This window comes from Pseudoalteromonas sp. XMcav11-Q (assembly GCF_040104525.1).
GTDB lineage: Bacteria > Pseudomonadota > Gammaproteobacteria > Enterobacterales > Alteromonadaceae > Pseudoalteromonas.
On the sequence record NZ_JBECOX010000015.1, the window covers coordinates 37627 to 57095 of the forward strand.

General features: G+C 42.3%; 13 protein-coding genes. 5 read left to right on the forward strand and 8 right to left on the reverse strand.

What is annotated here, in order from left to right; translation table 11 throughout:
* Positions 1-163: 163 nt before the first annotated feature.
* Genes ABMY45_RS19980 through ABMY45_RS19995 form a run of 4 tightly spaced genes read left to right on the forward strand, consistent with a single transcriptional unit; the run spans position 164 to position 6689 of the window.
* Positions 164-4036, forward strand: a complete 3873-nt coding sequence (locus ABMY45_RS19980; protein ID WP_349289398.1) for a TOMM system kinase/cyclase fusion protein — start codon at positions 164-166, stop codon at positions 4034-4036.
* A complete protein-coding gene (locus ABMY45_RS19985) occupies positions 4029-5516 on the forward strand; it encodes a hypothetical protein (protein WP_349289399.1) in 1488 nt (495 codons plus the stop codon). Before ABMY45_RS19980 ends, ABMY45_RS19985 begins: the two co-directional genes overlap by 8 nt.
* Complete coding sequence (locus tag ABMY45_RS19990) at positions 5509-5754, forward strand: hypothetical protein (protein WP_069019668.1); 246 nt, start codon at positions 5509-5511, stop codon at positions 5752-5754. The genes ABMY45_RS19985 and ABMY45_RS19990 overlap by 8 nt, the downstream gene beginning before the upstream one ends.
* Positions 5755-5774: 20 nt before the next feature.
* The gene (locus ABMY45_RS19995) at positions 5775-6689 is read left to right on the forward strand and encodes a hypothetical protein (protein WP_349289400.1); all 915 of its coding nucleotides are present in this window, start codon (positions 5775-5777) and stop codon (positions 6687-6689) included.
* A gap of 145 nt (positions 6690-6834) precedes the next feature.
* On the opposite strand, the gene ABMY45_RS20000 is transcribed toward ABMY45_RS19995, so the two are convergent.
* Positions 6835-9012: an OsmC domain/YcaO domain-containing protein gene (locus ABMY45_RS20000; RefSeq protein WP_349289401.1), complete on the reverse strand. Its 2178-nt coding sequence runs from the start codon at positions 9010-9012 to the stop codon at positions 6835-6837.
* A gap of 262 nt (positions 9013-9274) precedes the next feature.
* Here ABMY45_RS20000 and ABMY45_RS20005 point away from each other — a divergent pair, with 262 nt between their 5' ends.
* Positions 9275-10177 (forward strand): phytanoyl-CoA dioxygenase family protein, encoded by a 903-nt coding sequence (locus tag ABMY45_RS20005; RefSeq protein ID WP_211865762.1) that lies wholly within the window; start codon positions 9275-9277, stop codon positions 10175-10177.
* Between the two features lie 81 nt (positions 10178-10258).
* Here the strand turns inward: ABMY45_RS20005 and ABMY45_RS20010 are convergent, their stop codons facing one another.
* The 7 genes from ABMY45_RS20010 to ABMY45_RS20040 all read right to left on the reverse strand — a co-directional run bounded on the left by ABMY45_RS20010 (position 10259) and on the right by ABMY45_RS20040 (position 19365).
* Entirely contained in the window at positions 10259-10867 is a 609-nt protein-coding gene (locus ABMY45_RS20010) for a GNAT family N-acetyltransferase (protein ID WP_349289402.1), read from the reverse strand.
* 128 nt (positions 10868-10995) lie between these two features.
* Positions 10996-11589 (reverse strand): sulfotransferase family 2 domain-containing protein, encoded by a 594-nt coding sequence (locus ABMY45_RS20015; RefSeq protein WP_349289403.1) that lies wholly within the window; start codon positions 11587-11589, stop codon positions 10996-10998.
* Positions 11590-11659: 70 nt separating this feature from the next.
* The gene (locus ABMY45_RS20020; protein WP_017216626.1) at positions 11660-12322 is read right to left on the reverse strand and encodes a hypothetical protein; all 663 of its coding nucleotides are present in this window, start codon (positions 12320-12322) and stop codon (positions 11660-11662) included.
* A gap of 398 nt (positions 12323-12720) precedes the next feature.
* A complete protein-coding gene (locus ABMY45_RS20025) occupies positions 12721-15837 on the reverse strand; it encodes a CusA/CzcA family heavy metal efflux RND transporter (protein WP_349289404.1) in 3117 nt (1038 codons plus the stop codon).
* A gap of 12 nt (positions 15838-15849) precedes the next feature.
* Positions 15850-17577, reverse strand: coding sequence for an efflux RND transporter periplasmic adaptor subunit (locus ABMY45_RS20030; protein ID WP_349289405.1), 1728 nt, complete (start codon positions 17575-17577; stop codon positions 15850-15852).
* Positions 17570-18892 carry a TolC family protein gene (locus ABMY45_RS20035; RefSeq protein ID WP_349289406.1) on the reverse strand — a complete coding sequence of 441 codons (1323 nt, stop codon included), beginning with the start codon at positions 18890-18892 and terminating at the stop codon, positions 17570-17572. The genes ABMY45_RS20030 and ABMY45_RS20035 overlap by 8 nt, the downstream gene beginning before the upstream one ends.
* The gene (locus tag ABMY45_RS20040; protein ID WP_227387849.1) at positions 18892-19365 is read right to left on the reverse strand and encodes a DUF411 domain-containing protein; all 474 of its coding nucleotides are present in this window, start codon (positions 19363-19365) and stop codon (positions 18892-18894) included. Before ABMY45_RS20040 ends, ABMY45_RS20035 begins: the two co-directional genes overlap by 1 nt.
* Positions 19366-19469: the final 104 nt, after the last annotated feature.

The window sequence follows — 19469 nt, forward strand, 5'->3', positions numbered from 1 at the left end:
AAAAAAATAAAACTCGTTAATTATCAGCAACTTGAAAATCTTGAGAATAAAAAGTAAGCCTAAACAGTTTGGTTTTTAAGAACAATTAAAATTCTCATACTAGACAAGTATTTACATTCCAATTACCCTATACCATTAACAAAAAATAAGAATTAGTAATCATATGTCTCTGACACAGTTTTCGGATAGCCATATTGTCGATGTATTCCAGTCTGACAAATACCAACTACTTGAAAAAATTGGAGAAGGTGGATTCGGTAAAGTTTTTAAGGCGCGCCAAATAAACACAGGGCAAATCGTTGCACTAAAATTTTTGGCGTTAGAACCACAACTAGAAGCGACGAAAAAACAAAGATATGCAGAACGTTTCAATCGTGAAACCTTACTTTGTAGTCAATTAAACCACCCAAATATCGTACGATTATTAGATAAAGGACAATTAAATGAAAACTTAATGTTTGGAGTCTTCGAGTATGTGGAAGGACAAACATTAAGGGACTATCTAAGTCAAAATGGCGCGATTGATTCTGTGTATGCAACCGACATCATGTTGCAGGTGCTAGATGCACTTATTCATGCCCATCAACAAGGCATCATTCACAGAGACATAAAACCAACCAATATTATGCTAAGCCAATCTGGTGCTAAGACTTACGCCAAAATACTTGATTTTGGTATCGGTACACTTGCGCAAGAAAGCCGCCAACATGACTTTGAAACAATCACGCTTACGCAAGAAACATTGGGCACGCCTTCTTACAGCGCACCAGAACAATTACGTGGCGAGCCAGCTTCTGCCAAATCAGATCTTTATGTATGGGGTCTAGTATTCTTAGAATGTTTAACTGGCGTGCCTGCGGTAACGGGCACTAGCGTCGCATCGATTTATCACAAACAATTAAGCGATGTACACATTCCAATTCCAAGCGCCCTACTTGGCCACCCCCTTGCGGGACTGCTTAGGCGTGTACTCAATAAAAGTGCGTTGGAACGTGTGATCACCGCAACCGAGGCATTTTCTGAACTTGCTCGGATGAACGTATCGAACCTTGTTGGTGTGCTAAATGATGTTAAAGCCCAGCATGGTTACGACGAAACCACAGTAATGATCCGTGATGACGATCCTAATCATCGCGCCATTCAAGAATATACTGCGCTTACCGAACGCAAACAGCTAACCGTTCTTGCGGTAAGGTTAAGTGTCAAAGCACTCGACAACAATGAAAAAGACTTCGATGTCATAGACACGGTTTATAAATCTCAACGCAATCACTTTATTGATATCGCGACTCGTTACGGCGCTTATCATGTGGGTAATCTCGCCGATACCAGTTTGTTTTATTTTGGCTACCCCGTTAGCAGCGATAATGATGCGCGATTATCTGCCCGTACCGCACTTGAAATGATAAGCGAGCTTGCGAAGCGTAACGCGCTAATGCAAGAAGCTCACAGAGTCGCGCTTAACGCCCATATAGGCATTCACACTGGGATATTTATTACCTATGCTAATGCCGTACCTGAAGGACATCACGCGAATATTGCAGCAGCACTCTCCCGTGAAGCTGGCGAGCGCCAAGTCTTATGTAGTGCAGAGTCACGCTCACTCCTTGATGCTTTTTCTGAATTCAATCTGTACGGTCAAGTACAAATAGGCCCGTTATTTGAACTAACGCCGGTTTATAACTTGCAAGGAGAACGTCGCATCGAAGCATTTGGCTTTATGCGTGGTACAAAGAACCATCACGAACTTGTTGGTCGTCACCTTGAGCTTGAACAGACACTTTCACTCATTAATAACGAGGTCGAAGGTGCAACCCGCATCGCTCACATTCATGGTGAGGCTGGCATAGGTAAATCTCGGCTGCTGCAAGAAATTCGTGCTAATGCACCGCAATATCAACATTTAGTCGCCCAGTGTTTACCAGAGCATCAAAATAATGCTTTGTATCCAATTTTAACGCTGGTCAAGTATCTATTTAACACCGAGCAGCTAGATGCTCATTCAGCCAATACCGTTTTTAGTTATGTATTATCCAACATGGATAGTAAGCTCGATTTAGCACAAGCTATCCCTGTGTTGCTAGTTTGGCTCAATATCTCACTTGATGATGAAATCACGCCTTCTACACTTTCTCCCGATGAGCAAAAGCAAGTGTTGTTTAAAGGGCTTTGTGCATTGTTATTGTCAAATCGCCATGGACTCAGCAAGTTTAAGCTCTACATTATCGAGGACATTCACTGGGCAGATAGCACCACCTTAGAGTTTTTACATCACTTTGTCGGTGCGCTCGCTTCAGGTGATGTTTTACTAAGCACTTCAAGACAAGCGGTACCAACTCAGTTAAAAGACCTCACCTTAGTGGATGTTTGTCTGAAAAAACTAACCGAAAAAGCCACAGAAGATTTTATCATTAATTTGTTTGATGGCCGCCGAGTGTCAGAGCAAGTTCTCAAATTACTTACCAGCCGCACCGACGGGATCCCGCTATTTATTGAAGAGCTCGTCAACATGCTTAAACAAAAGGCATTAGTTGGAGATAAAGGCGGAGAGATTGACTTCCTCGCACCAGATAAACTTGACCATGTACCTACGAGTTTAAGGGAGTCATTACAACAAAAACTAGATAGCCTTAGTCACGCCAAAGAAACAGCCCAACTAGCAGCCACAATTGGCCGAGAGTTTGAATATGATTTACTCGTTGCGGCATCTTCTTTAAGCGAAAACCAGATCCAAAACGACTTAAATGAGTTGATAGCAAACGACCTTATTGTGCAGCAACGTCGTGTTGATAACGATAGCTATATTTTTAAGCATGCGCTGGTGAGAGATGCGGCTATAGCTAGCATTCCTAGCTTTCTACACACACAGCTTTATAAAAAGTTAGCAAACGTTCTTTTGTGCAATGATAGTACTCACTTTAATAGCCGTGTTTCTTTACAGCTCCAAGCTGAATATTACATTGGTGCAGAACTCATTGAACTTGGAATAGGCTCCCTGATTGCCGCTGGTAATGAACAGAATCAAAAAGGTGCCTATAAAGAGGCAATGAACCTATTATCAGGTGCTGAAGGCTTATATCAAAGTAAAGCGCTTGATAAGGTAGAAATTGCGTTGAGAATTTACCTTGGGATTGCGCACAGCCTCTCAGCAACCCTTGGTTTTTCTGATCCTCATGTCGAACTTTATTATAATAAAATTAACGAACTGGAGTTATCGGCAGCTGATCCTGAGCTAGTGTTGGCTGCTCACTTTGTATCTTCAGTCTTTGGTATTGTTACCTGCCAACATCACATGACAAAAAGAGCGCTTGATAGCCTCTCAGAAATAGCAAATGAAAAAAATGGTCAGCATTTAAAAGTACCAGTTTTATTTCAGCTAGGGCAATTTGCTACTGTAAGCGGAAAGCCAGAAGAAGGTTTTTCATACTTAAAGCAGAGTTTAGCTGTATATGACCCCACGCACCGTAAGTTTTATAGTGAGCTAATAGCATACGATATAGAAGTTGCGATTCGAGTTTATGGCGCGCTAAATGCGGCACAGATTGGTGATCGTAAAATCGCTTTAGACTGGCTTGAAAAAGCCTTAAATCAGGCAAAATCTATAAACAACCCCCACACTATAGCCCATAGCTATGTGAGAGCATCTCAGCTTTATATAATACTTAGGCAACCAGAAAAAGTACTTGAATATGCTGATTTAGCACTAACAGTATCCAATTTACACGGCTATCAATTATGGACAGCTTTTGCGAAATGCTTTAAAGCATGGGCATTAGCAACACTTAACGGCAACCGTTCGGAGGAAAGCCCTGTTTCACTGTTTGAACAAGGAACACAGTTTCTAGACGCTGTAGGACTAAAATCTCATGCACTCTGGTTAGCTGCGTTAAAATCCCAAGTTTTATATAAACTTGGCCACAAACCTCAGGCTTTAACACTTATTTCAACTACAATCAAAGATCTGAAGACTAGCGATGAAAAGCTATATCAACAAGAAATTATCGACACAATAAGGATGATTGAAAATAATGAATAAGTTATTAATTAAACTAACTATTAATTTATCCTTTGTATTCTCTATTGCTTCCTCATGGGCAGCCGATCCGCTGACTGAGTTAAAGAATGAAATAAATAAAAGTATAAATTCCAAAAACTCTAGATTCCTAAAATATGGCAATACGAATAAAAAGTCTGAATTCCCTAGAGTGCCCAATCAGTTTATATGCACTTTCCCTGATGGAAGTCAAATTTATAATATAATCAAAAAAAACAATGAAATTATTGAAAATATTACCGATAAATCAGTGCAACTTGCAATGGTTCAGGAGCTAAGGGCATTTGAAGAAAAAATAATGAACATTTCCGCTTGGGATTTGTTTCTCTCGGTAAACAGTAACATAAACAGTAAAGACAGTGCTTTTCCAGGTTCAGTGAGTTTTACCTCTGATTACATCCCTCGCTGGGGAACTTGGCTTCACGACACGACATCGTCCCCCAAATTAGTTGATGCGAATACATTTGAGATGAACGCAAAATCAGTGAGTGATGGTAATTGGAAGTGCCAAGGTGATTGTCTGAAGAATACACTCGACTTGGAACTGTTTTCTAAAGAGCAAAGAGTAGATGGCGGTGGTATCCTAATCGACCAAGCTGGAAATCCTATCTACTACGAAAGCCGTGCAAACGGGCTGTTATATCAAGATCTTGCTGAAGGGTTTCAATATAGTGTTCCTATGTCTTTTCCTCTTGGGCAATGTACTGAATACATAGACATTGGACTTGAAGTAGGTGGAGAGGCCGGTAAAAGGCAAAATATTTTACCTGTTGTTTCTGTGAAACTTGGATGGAAAATTCTTACAAAGCAAGACGATCCAAACAAATACTTTTCAATGGAAAACATTACATTAAATCAAAATGGCAAGACAGTTCAGTCCAAATTGGGACTAGTCGCAATGCATGTTGCTATTAAAGAGCAGCGCCAATATCAGTGGCGTTGGGTAACATTCGAACATATTGATAACCTCAACGAGCCAGAACAACATAGCTCTGAGACGCCAACTTTTAATAACCCTAATTGTCATGATTGCTGTGACAATTTACTACCAAAGAAAAGTGATAGTCCAGCTCAGCTAACACGACTTGAGCCCCTTTCAACTAATACAATTTTGCTAAATAATAAAATGCGCTCATTATTGAAAAGCAATAACTCCGTTTTTCAGCACTATAAGCTAGTAAGAACTCAATATACGAGTCTTGTCACTCCTAATTTGAAACAATTTTTTATCGAGCGAACACCTAGTGACGCAAGAAATGCTGTTTTAGAGCCATTTGTATTGCCAGAAATAACAAATTGCTCAAATAAAGAAAAATACATCGTACCTATACATACATTCAAAACTGGCTGTATGGGGTGCCATAAGTACGCAGAATATAAAACGAAAAATGGTAAATCTGAAACCGCAGACTTTACTTTTATCTCTCCATTAAATATACAAAAGGAAAATACAAATGAGTAATAACAATATCGATTTCGCATATGCAGTGATCCATAATATTGATAATGCAACGGAAGATTTCAAAGCAAAACCAGAGATCCTTATGGCAAAGTTTGAACTAGAAGAAAACGCTAAAGAAAAGCTAAGAGAAATAGGTAAGGCTTGGAGTAATGGACAAACCACAGATGTAGAAAAAGGCTGGGCAGAATTTGCAGAGCAATTCATAGGCCCTGAACTGTTCGCTGCAATGCGCTGGTAGTCATAATTATGCAGGTTGTTATGTCAAACTATATCAAACTAGTCGAAAAAAGTCTTATCGCTCTGCGAGTAGATAACAGTGCGATAAGTAAGGTGCTGGATAAAGTCAATCCTATTGAAGCTTCTACTTCTAGTATATTTATCGAAACAAGACCTTTAGATCAAAGTAAGCTGGATATAACAACCTGCCACCACTTTACAAGAGATTGGGAATGCGCAGGCCTAGACAACTTAAAATTTGACCTAATAAAGAAACTGGATTTCAAATATAGACCAAAGACAGTCTGGTTGGAATACGATGACATTGCTGAAAGTGAGACTTCACCCGGCTTGCACCTTAGTGTAAACCAACAGACCATGGTCAATATATCTGAACTATGCGATATCCTATTTAATAGCGGCACACCTATCAACAATGAGCATTTTGAACGGTTATTACAATTAGCTGAAATACAGCATATTTCTAATCTTCACAGAGACCATGATGAAACGCTGAAACTACACCTCAAACCCAATAATTTGAGCAGTATCAAGCTCATAGAGGAGTTTTCTACATTTATCACTGACAACTCTTGTATGGAAATGGTTGAAAGTGTTTGCCAACTAGATGAAAGTTATTTTGACTATATATTTCTAGACTTAAGCTTTTATAACAACGCCCCTCTTCCCATAATTGGGATATATCTTTCTAATAAGAATAAAAAAAGTAAAAATTATTTAAGTGACTTTAAGCGGATATTAGCCTTCTTAGAGCTGGAAATTTCAGCTGTGGAAGCAATATTTTCGCTCATTAATAATGAAGAAGATGTCTGTCTAGACATAAAAATCGTCATCACAGCAGAAACTATTTACACTAAGCTTTACACCGGTGTCATAAATAGCCAAGCAGTAGATGTGGAAGAAATGGCAAAAAAACTGAAATTGGTTTTTAGTTAATGTAAAAACCAATGTCAGCGTATACGAGTTTTAAAGAGCCACTTTGGTATTTGTTAAGCACATTAGTGAATAATACTTACATTAATGTTAACTCGATAAGAAATGTTAATAAAGGTGCTAAAATCTCAGCACCTTTAAGTTTATTTTAGGCAAATTTCCCTCTTGCTGCATGAAGCTTCTTATAACTTTCAATAAGACGCAGGTGCTTATCCAAACCTTCTAGCTTCATGTTAGTTGGCGTTAAGCCATAGAATTTCACATCGCCATTAATTGAACCAATAACCGCATCCATCACGTCTTTAGAGAACATGCGGGTAAAGTTATGAATGTAATCTTCAATTTCTAGTTCCTCATCCAACGCGACTTCAAGTGTGGCATGCATCGCTTGGTAGAATAAGCCTCGCTCAACAGTATTGTCGTTAAACTGCAAGAAGGTTTCAACTAGTTCAATAGCCGCTTCGATATCGCCAAGCGCTAGATAGATTAAAATCTTAAGCTCAAGAATTGTAAGCTGACCCCACACCGTATTTTCGTCAAACTCAACACCAATTAGGGTGATAATATCGATATAGTTATCAAGCTGGCTGTCCTCTAAGCGCTCAACCAAATTAGCTAATGCCTCGTCATCTAGAGAATGGATGTTGAGAATATCTTCACGATATTGCAGTGCTTTATTGGTGTTGTCCCAAATAAGATCTTCGGCAGGGTACACCTCAGAAAAGCCCGGAACCAAAATACGACAAGCGATCCCTAACTCTGTAAATTCCGCAATATAGGCTTCTTTACCTAACCCTTCCAAAATGCCAAATAACTTATCGCACTCTTCTTCATTCGTGCCTGTAAAATCCCACTCAACAAAATCGTAGTCATGCTTTGCACTAAAGAAGCGCCAAGAGATCACCCCCGTTGAATCGATAAAATGCTCGACAAAGTTCTCCGGCTCAGATACCGCCATGCTGTTAAACGTAGGTTTTGGTACGTCGTTTAAGCCTTCAAAACTACGACCTTGTAACAACTCGGTTAAACTGCGCTCAAGTGCCACTTCGAAACTTGGATGCGCGCCAAAAGAGGCAAATACGCCGCCTGTTTTAGGGTTCATCAAGGTCACACACATCACAGGAAATTGGCCGCCAAGAGAGGCATCTTTCACCACCACAGGAAAGCCCTGTTCTTCAAGCCCTTTTATCCCTTCAACAATACCTGGATATTTAGCAAGTACAGACTCTGGCACGTCAGGCAACACAATTTCCTGTTCGATGATTTGCTTTTTCACCGCGCGTTCAAAGATCTCAGATAAACACTGCACTTTCGCTTCAAACAGGTTATTACCAGCACTCATACCGTTACTTAGGAATAAGTTTTCTATTAGATTTGACGGAAAATACACGGTTTCACCATCTGAATGGCGAGTGTACGGAATAGAACAAATACCGCGCGCTACATTACCTGAATTTGTGTCGATTAGATGCGAACCGCGTAGTTCACCTTCTGGGTCGTAAATTTCACGAGTGTAGTCGTCTAAAATTTCAGTAGGAAGCGCATCATCAGCTTCGGGTTTAAACCACTTTTCGTTCGGGTAGTGAACAAATTCAGCATTTGCGATTTCTTCACCAAAAAACTGATCATTATAAAAGAAGTTGCAATTTAAACGCTCAATAAACTCACCGAGTGCCGAGCAAAGCGCGCTTTCTTTGGTTGCCCCTTTACCATTGGTGAAACACATTGGTGAAGCAGCATCACGAATATGCAAAGACCAGACGTGTGGCACGATATTACGCCATGATGCGACTTCAATCTTCATGCCTAAATCCGACAGGATCTTGGTCATATTTGCAATAGTCTGTTCAAGCGGAAGATCTTTGCCTAGGATAAAAGTGCTGTCGCTTTCGCTGGTATCAACCATCAACATCGCCTGAGAATCATCTTCAAGGCTTTCAACCGCTTCCACTTGGAATTCAGGTCCTGTTTGGATCACTTTTTTAACGGTACAGCGGTCTATTGAGCGCAGGATACCTTGGCGGTCTTTTTCAGAAATGCTTTCTGGAAGCTCCACCTGAATTTTAAAAATTTGGTTATAACGATTTTCAGGGTCAACGATGTTGTTTTGTGCCACACGAATTCCATCCGTTGGAATGTCACGCGCATTACAATACACCTTCACAAAGTAAGCAGCACAAAGCGCTGAAGAAGCTAAAAAGTAGTCAAATGGACTTGGTGCTGAGCCATCGCCTTTATAGCGAATTGGCTGATCTGCAATGACAGAAAAGTCGTCAAATTTAGCATCAATTCTGAGATTGTCGAGGTAATTTACTTTGATTTCCATTGGAAGGTTCCGGTGTGTTGCAATCGAAAACGCTAATTGTACTTGAGGATGCAAAGCGGTGCCAATGGAAGTTTCTGTTTATTCGAGTTGAGTTAATATAAGCAAAATCCACAATGTAACCCACCGTAATTGCGCTAACTGGCATTTTACGACACTATAGTCAGTGCTGTAGCTGAGACAGACTCTATTGGCAGGCGAGTGAATATACTCGACAAACAACACTTAAGTCTGACAAGCAACAAAATAACTAGGAAGTACACGCATGACGATTGTGAGCAAAAGCAAACTCGATTTTTACAAAAACAACGGCTTCGTTTTATTTGAACAAACTTTACCCGACACACTGCTGGAAAAACTGAAGCGACTATCTAATGCGCTCGAGAGTAAAGCAAAACAAGCACAGCAAGATGGAAAAATCGCGACTCAATACCATTTATCAAATGAATCAGGTGAGCCAAAACTCTTTCGTTATAATGATTTGCTTTTTGAAGCGCCCGAGTTAATTATCGAACTACTCGCAACACCAGCAATGTTAGCGATCAGTGAACACCTTTGTGGCGTAGGCAGCGTTCCATTGCAATGTGACTTAGTCTGCAAATATCCACATCCCCACCCTCACATAGCTTGGCATCAAGATGCTCCTCATTCTCGTCATTTTGCATATTTAAATGTCGGTATCTATCTTGATGATGCGAATATAGATGACGGGTGCTTACGCTATTTGCCAAATTCCCAACACCAAATTTTGGATATTTATTCTCTCTCGAGCGAATATGGCTGGAACATTCCAGGGGTTGTACAGCAACCAGCTAAAGCCGGAGATATCTTAGTTCAAGACATGATGGTTTTACATGGCTCAGAGCCGAAACGCAGTGAAGGTCCGAGAAGGACAATATATGTAGAGCTTCGGCCACTTGCAGGTGTCAATGAGAATCAAAGTAGTGAATGGGCTGAGCTTAGAAAGCAGTGGATGGCGCACGTTATTCAGGCTGCAGACCCAGAAGACGTACCTGAGAATTGGCTAGCCGTTTATGGTGAACCCAATTATGATTTGAATACACTAGTAGAGCGTATCAAACAGAAACGAGAGGCCGTGATCCCAGCAGTTTGGGCACCGAAAATTGTTGAGCACCCAGACTATCCTACACCCGCCGACCTACGTTAGTCTGCATGAAGTAATTGTCACCGCTTATCGATGACAATTACCTCTGACCATACGGTGTTTGAAATTTCCTCTCACTTCACCTTAGCTAAAATCAAAAACACGATTTACTTCAATGCCATAGCACACTTCTTCAAACCTAAATCGTTTCATTGTTATCCCTTGGGCTTGGTCGAGGTTTACCGCCCCATGCTTTTCGTAAAAGCGTCTTGCTTGTTTGTTCTGCTCATAAATCCAGGTATACGCGCTTTGGCAACCTTGCTCATAAAGCTTTAATAGACGCGCCTTCAACAGCGCTTGACCTAATCCACGGTTCTGATGGCTTGGTAAAATGTAACCACGATAAAGCTCGCCAGCATTCGTTCTCGATACTTTTTGGCTAACCGGGTTATACATTCGGCGATAAATCCCAGCAGCACCGCAGCCTAATATTTTCCTGCCATCAGTCACAAGCAAAGCCGTTTGGGTTGCAGAATTCTTAATGATATCAGACCAAATGGTTGCGAAAAATTCGACGGTTCCCCCTGCTAGCACTTGCTCTGGTAAAAAGCCACTGAAAGCCGCTTGCCAACTCACTTTGGTCACAAACGCCATTTCCTCTATATCTGCGGTACTGGCAGTCTTTATGGTGATTTTTTCTGGCAGGTTAAATACGTCAACAAATGCCTTTTCATCTAACTCAGTGATATCCATATAAACACTCAAAAGCTCTTTTAAGTAACAATTAACACATTATTGTTACAAGTTATGATTTATACAAATATTTATTCCAACTTCCTTCTTGTTTTGATAGTTACCGTTTTTCACAAGGCTGACTACTATCAAAATTTATACCCAAATTGATAAATATCATCTAGGAAAAGCTCCTCGGCCAATTTTAACGCTAAATCAGAGTAGTAATGACGGTAGTGCCTACTTGATGCTTGATTATAATAAGGTAAATAATAATCTTTGCTCCCCAACTTCCTTAAAATTCGCTTACTGTCTTTTTGATAGTTTTCAAAGCGGCAAATTTCATTAACGAGTGAATTTCCCAAATGGTCAGATAACTGGGACCATTGACTCCACGCTATTCCGGCGTGCTGCTCTGCAACCATCTCTTGTACAAATAGTTCAAACCTCTCTTTCTCATCATAATGACGTTTCTCAGATACCGCTTCTGAGTGTAGACTTTTACCTTTCTCTAATAGTGAATACCAAGAAACGAGTCTTTCCCATGGGTTACGTACAAAAGCAAATTTAAACGTACTCTCAAACGCTTCCGGCAATGCCGCTCTAGCCTCTAGAAGCGATGCATGCTGGCTGCATATCATCCTTAGGTCTGGCGCCGTTTGCCTGAGGACACTACATAACGACGTACCGCCAGTGCGGCTAATGTGGCAGAACAAAAAATTGTACTTTTTAGAATAAAACATAAGCCTCAATCATTTCAGACTACAAAATGCATTTTCTTCACTTTGTTAAAGCATCCTTGGTCAAGAATAACTACAAAGTCGAAATCAGGTCTCGCTGACTCACCTTACCAAGTTTAAGCTGTTCGTAAGAATGATAGATAGCCTTTTTGCTATCTTGCAGTCGCTGGGTAATGTCTTCACCTTCAAGTAACGCGGCTTGCGCAGCTTCTAGCCTATCTTGCGTATCGGTAATAATTGCGGTTAGTTTTGCTTTATCTGATCTAATTAGCGTACTGTCCTGCTCAACTTTTTGCTCAAGCATAGTTAACAACTCTGAACGCACTGAAACGGTTTTATACTCTTTAAAGTCTAATCCCAGATGATTAAATAACAGCGCTTGATTCATCTCTTCTGGTGCAATTTCTACTTCAATCGGCATCTCTACAATGTTCGTCATCATTTCACGATACATCTCGATGTTATATTCACGGCTGCCTATTTTGTGACTTGAACTTACCAAAGATTCATGGGCTAGCTTTTCAGCTTGCTCAAAATGCTTGGTAAGGTAAGTCGATTTTGTGTTGTTCGGCGCTTTTTCTTGAACGGCCTTTGCTGCTTCCATAAACGAAGGTGTTTCCGAGTTTTTTGCAGCCGAATTAGAAATATCTTGATCACTCACAACATTATTGTTCTTACGACTATAAAAATCATTCGAACTATACATTTGTGAATAGGGTGAATTTTGAATGTACATACTCGCTCCTTGGTGCATTGGCTATTCTAGTACAGCAATAAGTGCGCCAAGGGAGCGTTGTTAACCTGCTCTCGGATTAGTTAGGCTCCTAAGAATCTTTTAACCACTTTTTCGATGTAATCGGGTTCTACCAAACCAAAGTTTGCCGTTCAAGCGCTTAATATTACTGCGCTTGAGGCAAACTTTTTCCGCTATTGATTAATTAACCTGAGCTTCGGATAATTAATGCCTTTCTAGCAGTCAATTTTAGCGCTAACTGCGTTGAATTCACTTCCAATAGCCAGCTATTGGTACGTAAATTCGTCTAGTTATCCCTAAAACTCTCTGGCTAGATAAGGGGATAATTTAATGTGTGTTTAAAAACAATTAGTTAGTTCATTCCTTATCCAAACCTCAGGTTAATTATTAACTTTCTCACGCCAACGGATCATCAACATATACACTACAGGTAACACCACTAAGGTAAGTAATAGTGCGCTTGCCATGCCGCCTACCATAGGCGCGGCGATGCGGCTCATTACCTCAGAACCTGTGCCCGAACCGTAAAGGATTGGCAATAACCCGATAATAATTGTTGCCACCGTCATCATGACTGGACGAATGCGTTTGCCCGCACCTTCTAAAATGGCATTATTAATGGCTTCAAGGGTTATGATCGGTTGTTTCTCCTTAAGCTCGCTGATGGCTTGGTTGAGATACACGAGCATGATAACGCCTATTTCAACGGCAACACCAGCAAGCGCTATAAAACCAACGCCAACTGCGACCGAAAAGTTAAACCCCTCAAGGTATAGCAGCCACAGTCCACCAATCATCGCCATAGGTAACGTCGCCATGATAATTGCCACTTCGCTAAAGCTTCTAAAGTTCAAATAGAGTAAAACGATAATGATCCCAAGCGTGAGCGGCACCACATAAGTCAATTTAGCTTTAGCACGCTCCATATATTCGTATTGACCAGCCCAACTGATGGAATAACCTGCAGGTAACTCCAACTGCTCGCTCAGTACTTGTTTAGCGGCTGCCACATAGCTGCCAACATCGACACCATCTAAATCAATAAACGTCCAACCATTAATGCGAGCGTTCTCGCTTTTAATGCCCGGTGGCCCATTTTCAATATAGATAGTTGCCACATCACCTAGGGCAATATTTAATCCCTCGGCGGTGACTATAGGAAGCTTCCGCAGTGCTTCTGGAGAATCGCGTAAGTCTTGCGGGTAGCGCAAACTAACCGGATAGCGCTCTTGTCCTTCAATGGTTTGCGTGACGTCCATTCCACCAATTGCAGTTGCGACCACTTGCTGTACATCAGCAATATTGAGCCCAAATCGCGCGGCTTTATCACGTTGAATATCGACCTTGATATAACGCCCCCCAGCTACCCGCTCTGAATAGACCGAAGCTGTACCCTCTACCTGACTCAAAATACGTTCAAGATCTTGACCAATCTTTTGGATAGTATCTAAATCTGGACCCGCGACTTTAATCCCGACAGGCGTTTTAATCCCCGTCGCGAGCATATCAATACGCGTTTTGATGGGCATCACCCAAGCATTGGTCAAGCCCGGAAACTGCACAAGCTTATCGAGCTCTGCTTTGAGCTTTTCAGTGGTCATTCCCGCACGCCACTGATCTTTAGGTTTTAATTGAATAAAGGTCTCGATCATCGTCAACGGGGCAGGATCGGTTGCGGTTTCCGCGCGACCGATTTTACCAAAGACATTTTTTACCTCAGGCACCGTCGCTATCAACTTGTCGGTTTGCTGCAAGATTTCTCTGGCTTTACCAATCGAAATACTTGGATATGTAGTCGGCATATACATTAAATCCCCTTCATCCAAAGGCGGAATAAACTCACTGCCGATTTTATCCATTGGATAAAAGCCAACGACAGTAATAGCAGCAGCAGCCAACAACGTCAGCTTAGGAAAGCGTAAAACTTGTTTCAACAAGGGCATATACGCGCCAACCAACATTCGATTGATTGGATTTTTATGCTCGGGCACAACTTTACCGCGAATAAAGTATCCCATCAGCACAGGAATAAGCGTAATGGCAAGCCCTGCCGATGCGGCCATCGCATACGTTTTAGTGTATGCCAGAGGGGCAAACATACGCCCTTCTTGCGCCTCAAGAATAAACACAGGTAAGAAGCTTACGGTAATAATCAGCAAACTAAAGAACAGCGCAGGGCCTACTTCAGAAGCCGACTTCGCGACGATTTCCCAGCGGTTTTCATCATTGAGTGGCGTTTTTTCCATGTGTTTGTGCATGTTTTCAATCATCACGATTGCACCGTCGGTCATCGCCCCGATAGCAATGGCTATACCACCAAGGGACATGATATTTGCGTTCACCCCTTGAAAATACATCACGATAAAAGCCACCAGAATGCCAAGTGGCAAAGTGATCACCGCAACCACGGAAGAGCGAATATGAAATAAGAACACCACACACACTAAGGCCACCACCACCAGCTCTTCAAGTAACTTAGACCAAAGATTATCAATGGCTTTGGTGATAAGCTCGGAGCGATCGTAAACCGTCACCACTTCCACCCCTTCAGGTAAGCCTTGTTGTAGCTCAGCAAGTTTTTGCTTTACCCCATCTATGGTCTTTTGCGCGTTTTCTCCAAAGCGCATGACTACAACACCGCCGACAACTTCTCCTTCACCGTTAAGCTCGGCAATGCCACGACGCATTTGCGGTCCAATATTGACAGACGCAACATCAGCTATCGTTAATGGCGTGCCTTTGACAGCTTGCCCAAGTGGGATAGCTTCAATATCTTTAACGCTTTGAATATATCCCGTACTTGTCACCATATATTCGGCTTCAGCCATCTCAATCACAGAAGCGCCCGATTCTTGGTTACCGCGTTGCAGCGCCTGCTGTACATGCGTAAGCAGAATACCGTAAGCGCGCAATTTGTTGGGATCAACCTGTACTTGATACTGTTTCACCATACCGCCAATCGGCGCTACTTCTGACACGCCAGCAACCGATTGCAACTCAAACTTTAAAAACCAATCTTGTAGGCTGCGTAGTTGGCTAATATCGTGTTTACCGGTTTTATCAACTAATGCATAAAGATATACCCAACCCACCCCAGTGGCATCTGGGCCCAACTGCGGCTTAGCCGCATCGGGTAATTGTGGTGCGACTTGACTTAGGTATTCAAGAACACGACTGCGCGCCCAGTAAAGATCCGTTTTATCGTCAAAAATAACGTAAACATAGGAATCCCCAAAGAAGGAATAACCACGTACGGTTTTTGCGCCCGGCACAGAGAGCATGGCGGTGGTCAGCGGAAATGTCACCTGATCTTGCACCACTTGTGGTGCCTGTCCAGGATAAGGTGTTTTGACAATAACTTGTACATCAGACAAATCTGGAATGGCATCGACAGGCGTGTTTTTAAGAGTAAATAGCCCAGCCCCCACCAGCATAAGTGTCAGCAGTACCACAAAAAAGCGGTTGTATACTGACCAGTGAATTATTGCTTGGATCATTGTAAATGCTCCTTAGTGGCCAGAGTGCATATTCATCGACATCTCGCCTGCAGGTTTGATATCAGTCACCACAAATTCGTCACCCACTTCAAAGGTGAAAGTCACCTTCATTCCTGTCATAAGCTGGCTTAAATCAATGTGCTCAGCTGCAACAAAGTCCATCGTTGTTGCGGGACGGTCCCATTTTTCAATGGCATCGCGAGAAATATTAAGCACTCGGGTGTCAGGGGTGATGGTGTTTATCACACCACCCACGGTTGCTGTTGGTAAGGTATTTTCGGTCGTATTTCCTTCGGACATAATGTGAATGCCTGTCAGTAATACGCTACCGTCATCCTGTTTCGTGACTTCAAAATGCAAAGTCTGTCCAGCGTTTAATTCGTCAACATCGACACTTTCAGCCACGGTAAAATCCATCACCATTTCAGGCCATTCCCACTCGGGTACGGGTTGATGATCGATATTCACTACTCGACTTTGGTAGTTCACGCTTTGAATTTCTCCTTCAATCCAAACTGACTTAGTCTCAGCAACTGGCGCCATACGCATAAAATCAGAAGTAATGCTCGATTGAGAATCAATCAGGAATTGGGCTGACGTAACAATCTTGTCTCCTTCGTTAAGGCCTTTGAGGATTTCAATGTTTTCATCACCAATTTGACCCAGTTCAACGGCAACCGATTTAAAGCTACCGGGTGCAACTTCAACGACAACACGATTTTGTTTGGCAGTGCGGATCACAGCTTCACTCGGCACTTGCAATACATCGTCACGAGAATCGGCATGAATGTTCACTTGCGCAAACATATTTGGCTTTAATAGCGCATCACTGTTGTCAAATCTGAGCCTTACTCTAAGTGTCCGTGTTTTTTCATTGAGTGAGGGGTAGACGTAATCGACTTGTCCTCGCCACGTTCTGCCGGGTAAAAAGTCTAACCTCATGGAAACCGCTTGCCCCTGAGCGACCAACATAGCATCACGTTCAAATACATCAGCTTCGACCCAAATCTCGTCTAGTTTGGCGATACTCATGAGCGTTGTGCCTGGTTTTACGTAAAACCCTTCTCGGATCTGGAGTCCATCCAACACCCCAGATTGACGCGCATAAAAGGTAATGCTTTGATGCACTTCACCCGTTTTTTTAAGCGTATTGATAAAGTCATCACTCAGGTGCAATGCCTTGAGCCTTTCATGCGCTGCGTTTATCAGCGCCTGATTATTACGCTTTCTAGCAATAAGATATTCTTCTTGCGCATTGACCAGTTGCGGCGAGTACAAGGTGTACAGAGGTTCGCCTTGCTTCACCGGGTCTCCTGCTGCTTTCACGTAGAGCTTTTCAACCCAGCCCTCAACTCGAGGATGAATGTGAACTAAGCTATCTTCGTTGTACTGAACATACCCAACCGTACGGATTTGGTGAGACATCGCTTGACGCATGGCCACCGCAGTACGAACGCCCAAGTTGTTTTCAACGTGAGGCGCTATCTCCACAACCCCCTCACCAAATTTTGCATTCGCAGACTCTTCTTCGTACACAGGTACGAGATCCATTCCCATCGGAGACTTACCTGGCTTATCACGACGATAGTTCGGATCCATAGGCGCAACCCAATAAAGCGGCGCTTTTTCAGTGTTTTGCGCTACCGCAGACTCGTTACTTGAAGAGAGATTTATCCCAACTAGCACGCCTGCCGTTAATGTCGTGACGGCAACCAGCGTCATTTTTAAGTTGTTATTCATGGCTTGCATCCTCTTCAATTTGAGCCAAATAGTAGTTACTGCGTACCACCGCTTTTAACAATGCAATATCAATGGAAAGTGCTGATAACTGCGCATTCAGTTTCGCGATACGCGCCCTCACTACCTCGGAAAAGTCGCCATCATCATTGGTATAAGCAGTCAACGCAGCTTCGGCCTGTTCAGCGCTTTGTGCCACAATTGATTTTGCGTATAGCGATTGCCTCTCTTGCAATCGTTGGATAGTTTGAATTTCTCCATTTAAGTTTGAAAACAGCTGCTTTAGCACCAGCAACCGGTCGGTTTTACTCGCCTCAACTTGTGCAGTCGCTGCCACTTTTTGCTGATCTTGTTTTCCATCTGTGAATAACGGAACGTCGAATGACACACCAACGCTAAAAAAGTCGGTGCGAGACATCTGATCTGGTGCATCATCCCGATACGCGTAACTCGCATTGACTGAAAACTGTGGTTTATATGCCTGCTCAGCTAACTTTACCCCTTGATTAGCACGGAATGTATCAACGTCGGCTGCAACAACCAACGGGTGATGAGTCAAATGTTGTACTACAGCTTGGCTATCAACTGGGCGTTGCTGCATCAATTTTGGCGCAATTGAGCGGATCAACGGCAGTGTCACTTCGTTTTGGTCAAGGACACTCAGCGCATTTGAATTAGTGAATGCATCATTTAACAGCCATTGCGAAAGCTTTGCCTTAGCAGTGTTAAGCTGCTGATAAGCCGCGGAACGCTTGTCATCTAATTGCATCACCTCAAGCTGAGCACGGATCACATCTTGCTGGCGTGTAGCACCAAGCGCATTGGAGTAGCTAGCATTGGCAATTTCTACCATTTGGTCAAACAACACACTATCGCGTTCAATCAATTCTAACGTCTTTTTGGCTTGTACAATATCAAGCCACACCTGAGAAACATCGCGGCGCACTTGCGCTTTTCTATCCGCTTGTAAAATCGGTTGCTTTTTAGCGTCAAGTGCCAATTGTTGGCTCTTAATTTCGAGGCTATCTCCTCGCGGCAACATCTGCATCACACCAACTTTAAGCTGGGTCATCCCCTCTTGATTAAACTCCCAACTATCAACAGGCAGGTTCATCATGCCTATGGACACCTGAGGATCAGGATAGCTTAGTGCTTCTCGGCTCATCGACTGCATCGCAGATCGCTTGTATTGGCTAGATTGAAGCCAAGGATCGTTGCTGATGGCTGCATCTATCGCTTGCTCTAACGTTGCAATATTGGCCTGTGCTATCTGTGGCAGTATCAGAGTTGCAATAAACAGGGAAACTTTGATTGTCATTAGAATTGCTCCTCATAGCTGTCGATTTTAGCAAAAATCTCATAGCTCCCATCTTTTTTGAGTAGCAATACTTGATAAGGCATAAAACGCTCGCCAACTTCCATACCGGGCGAGCCAAGTGGCATCGCAGGCACACTCAAGCCGATGTTTTGTATGTCTTGAGTTAACGTTTCGTTTTGCAAAAACAGTTTAATAAACTTGGCAGGAACATGCCCTTCAAAAATAAAGCCACTTTTAGAAACCCCAGTGTGGCAAGATTGATAATTTTGCTTAATACCAAACTTACTCTTAAGTGAGCCAAGATAATTTAAATCGGTGGCTTTGTGCGCGATACCTTGTGCAGTTAAATGGTTTAACCACAGTTCACAACAGCCGCAGGTTGGGGACTTAAAGACTTCCAATTCTATATTAGATTTACCATATGCCATGGCGCTCATAAGCCATAGCGTCATCACTAAATAAAACTTTTTCATGCTAACCTCGCATGTAATACCTATTGCGTTACTGCAACTGGTATCAATCAATTCGTTGAAAATTACGCCAAAAAAGACGATTAATCGTACAAAACTTTGAAATT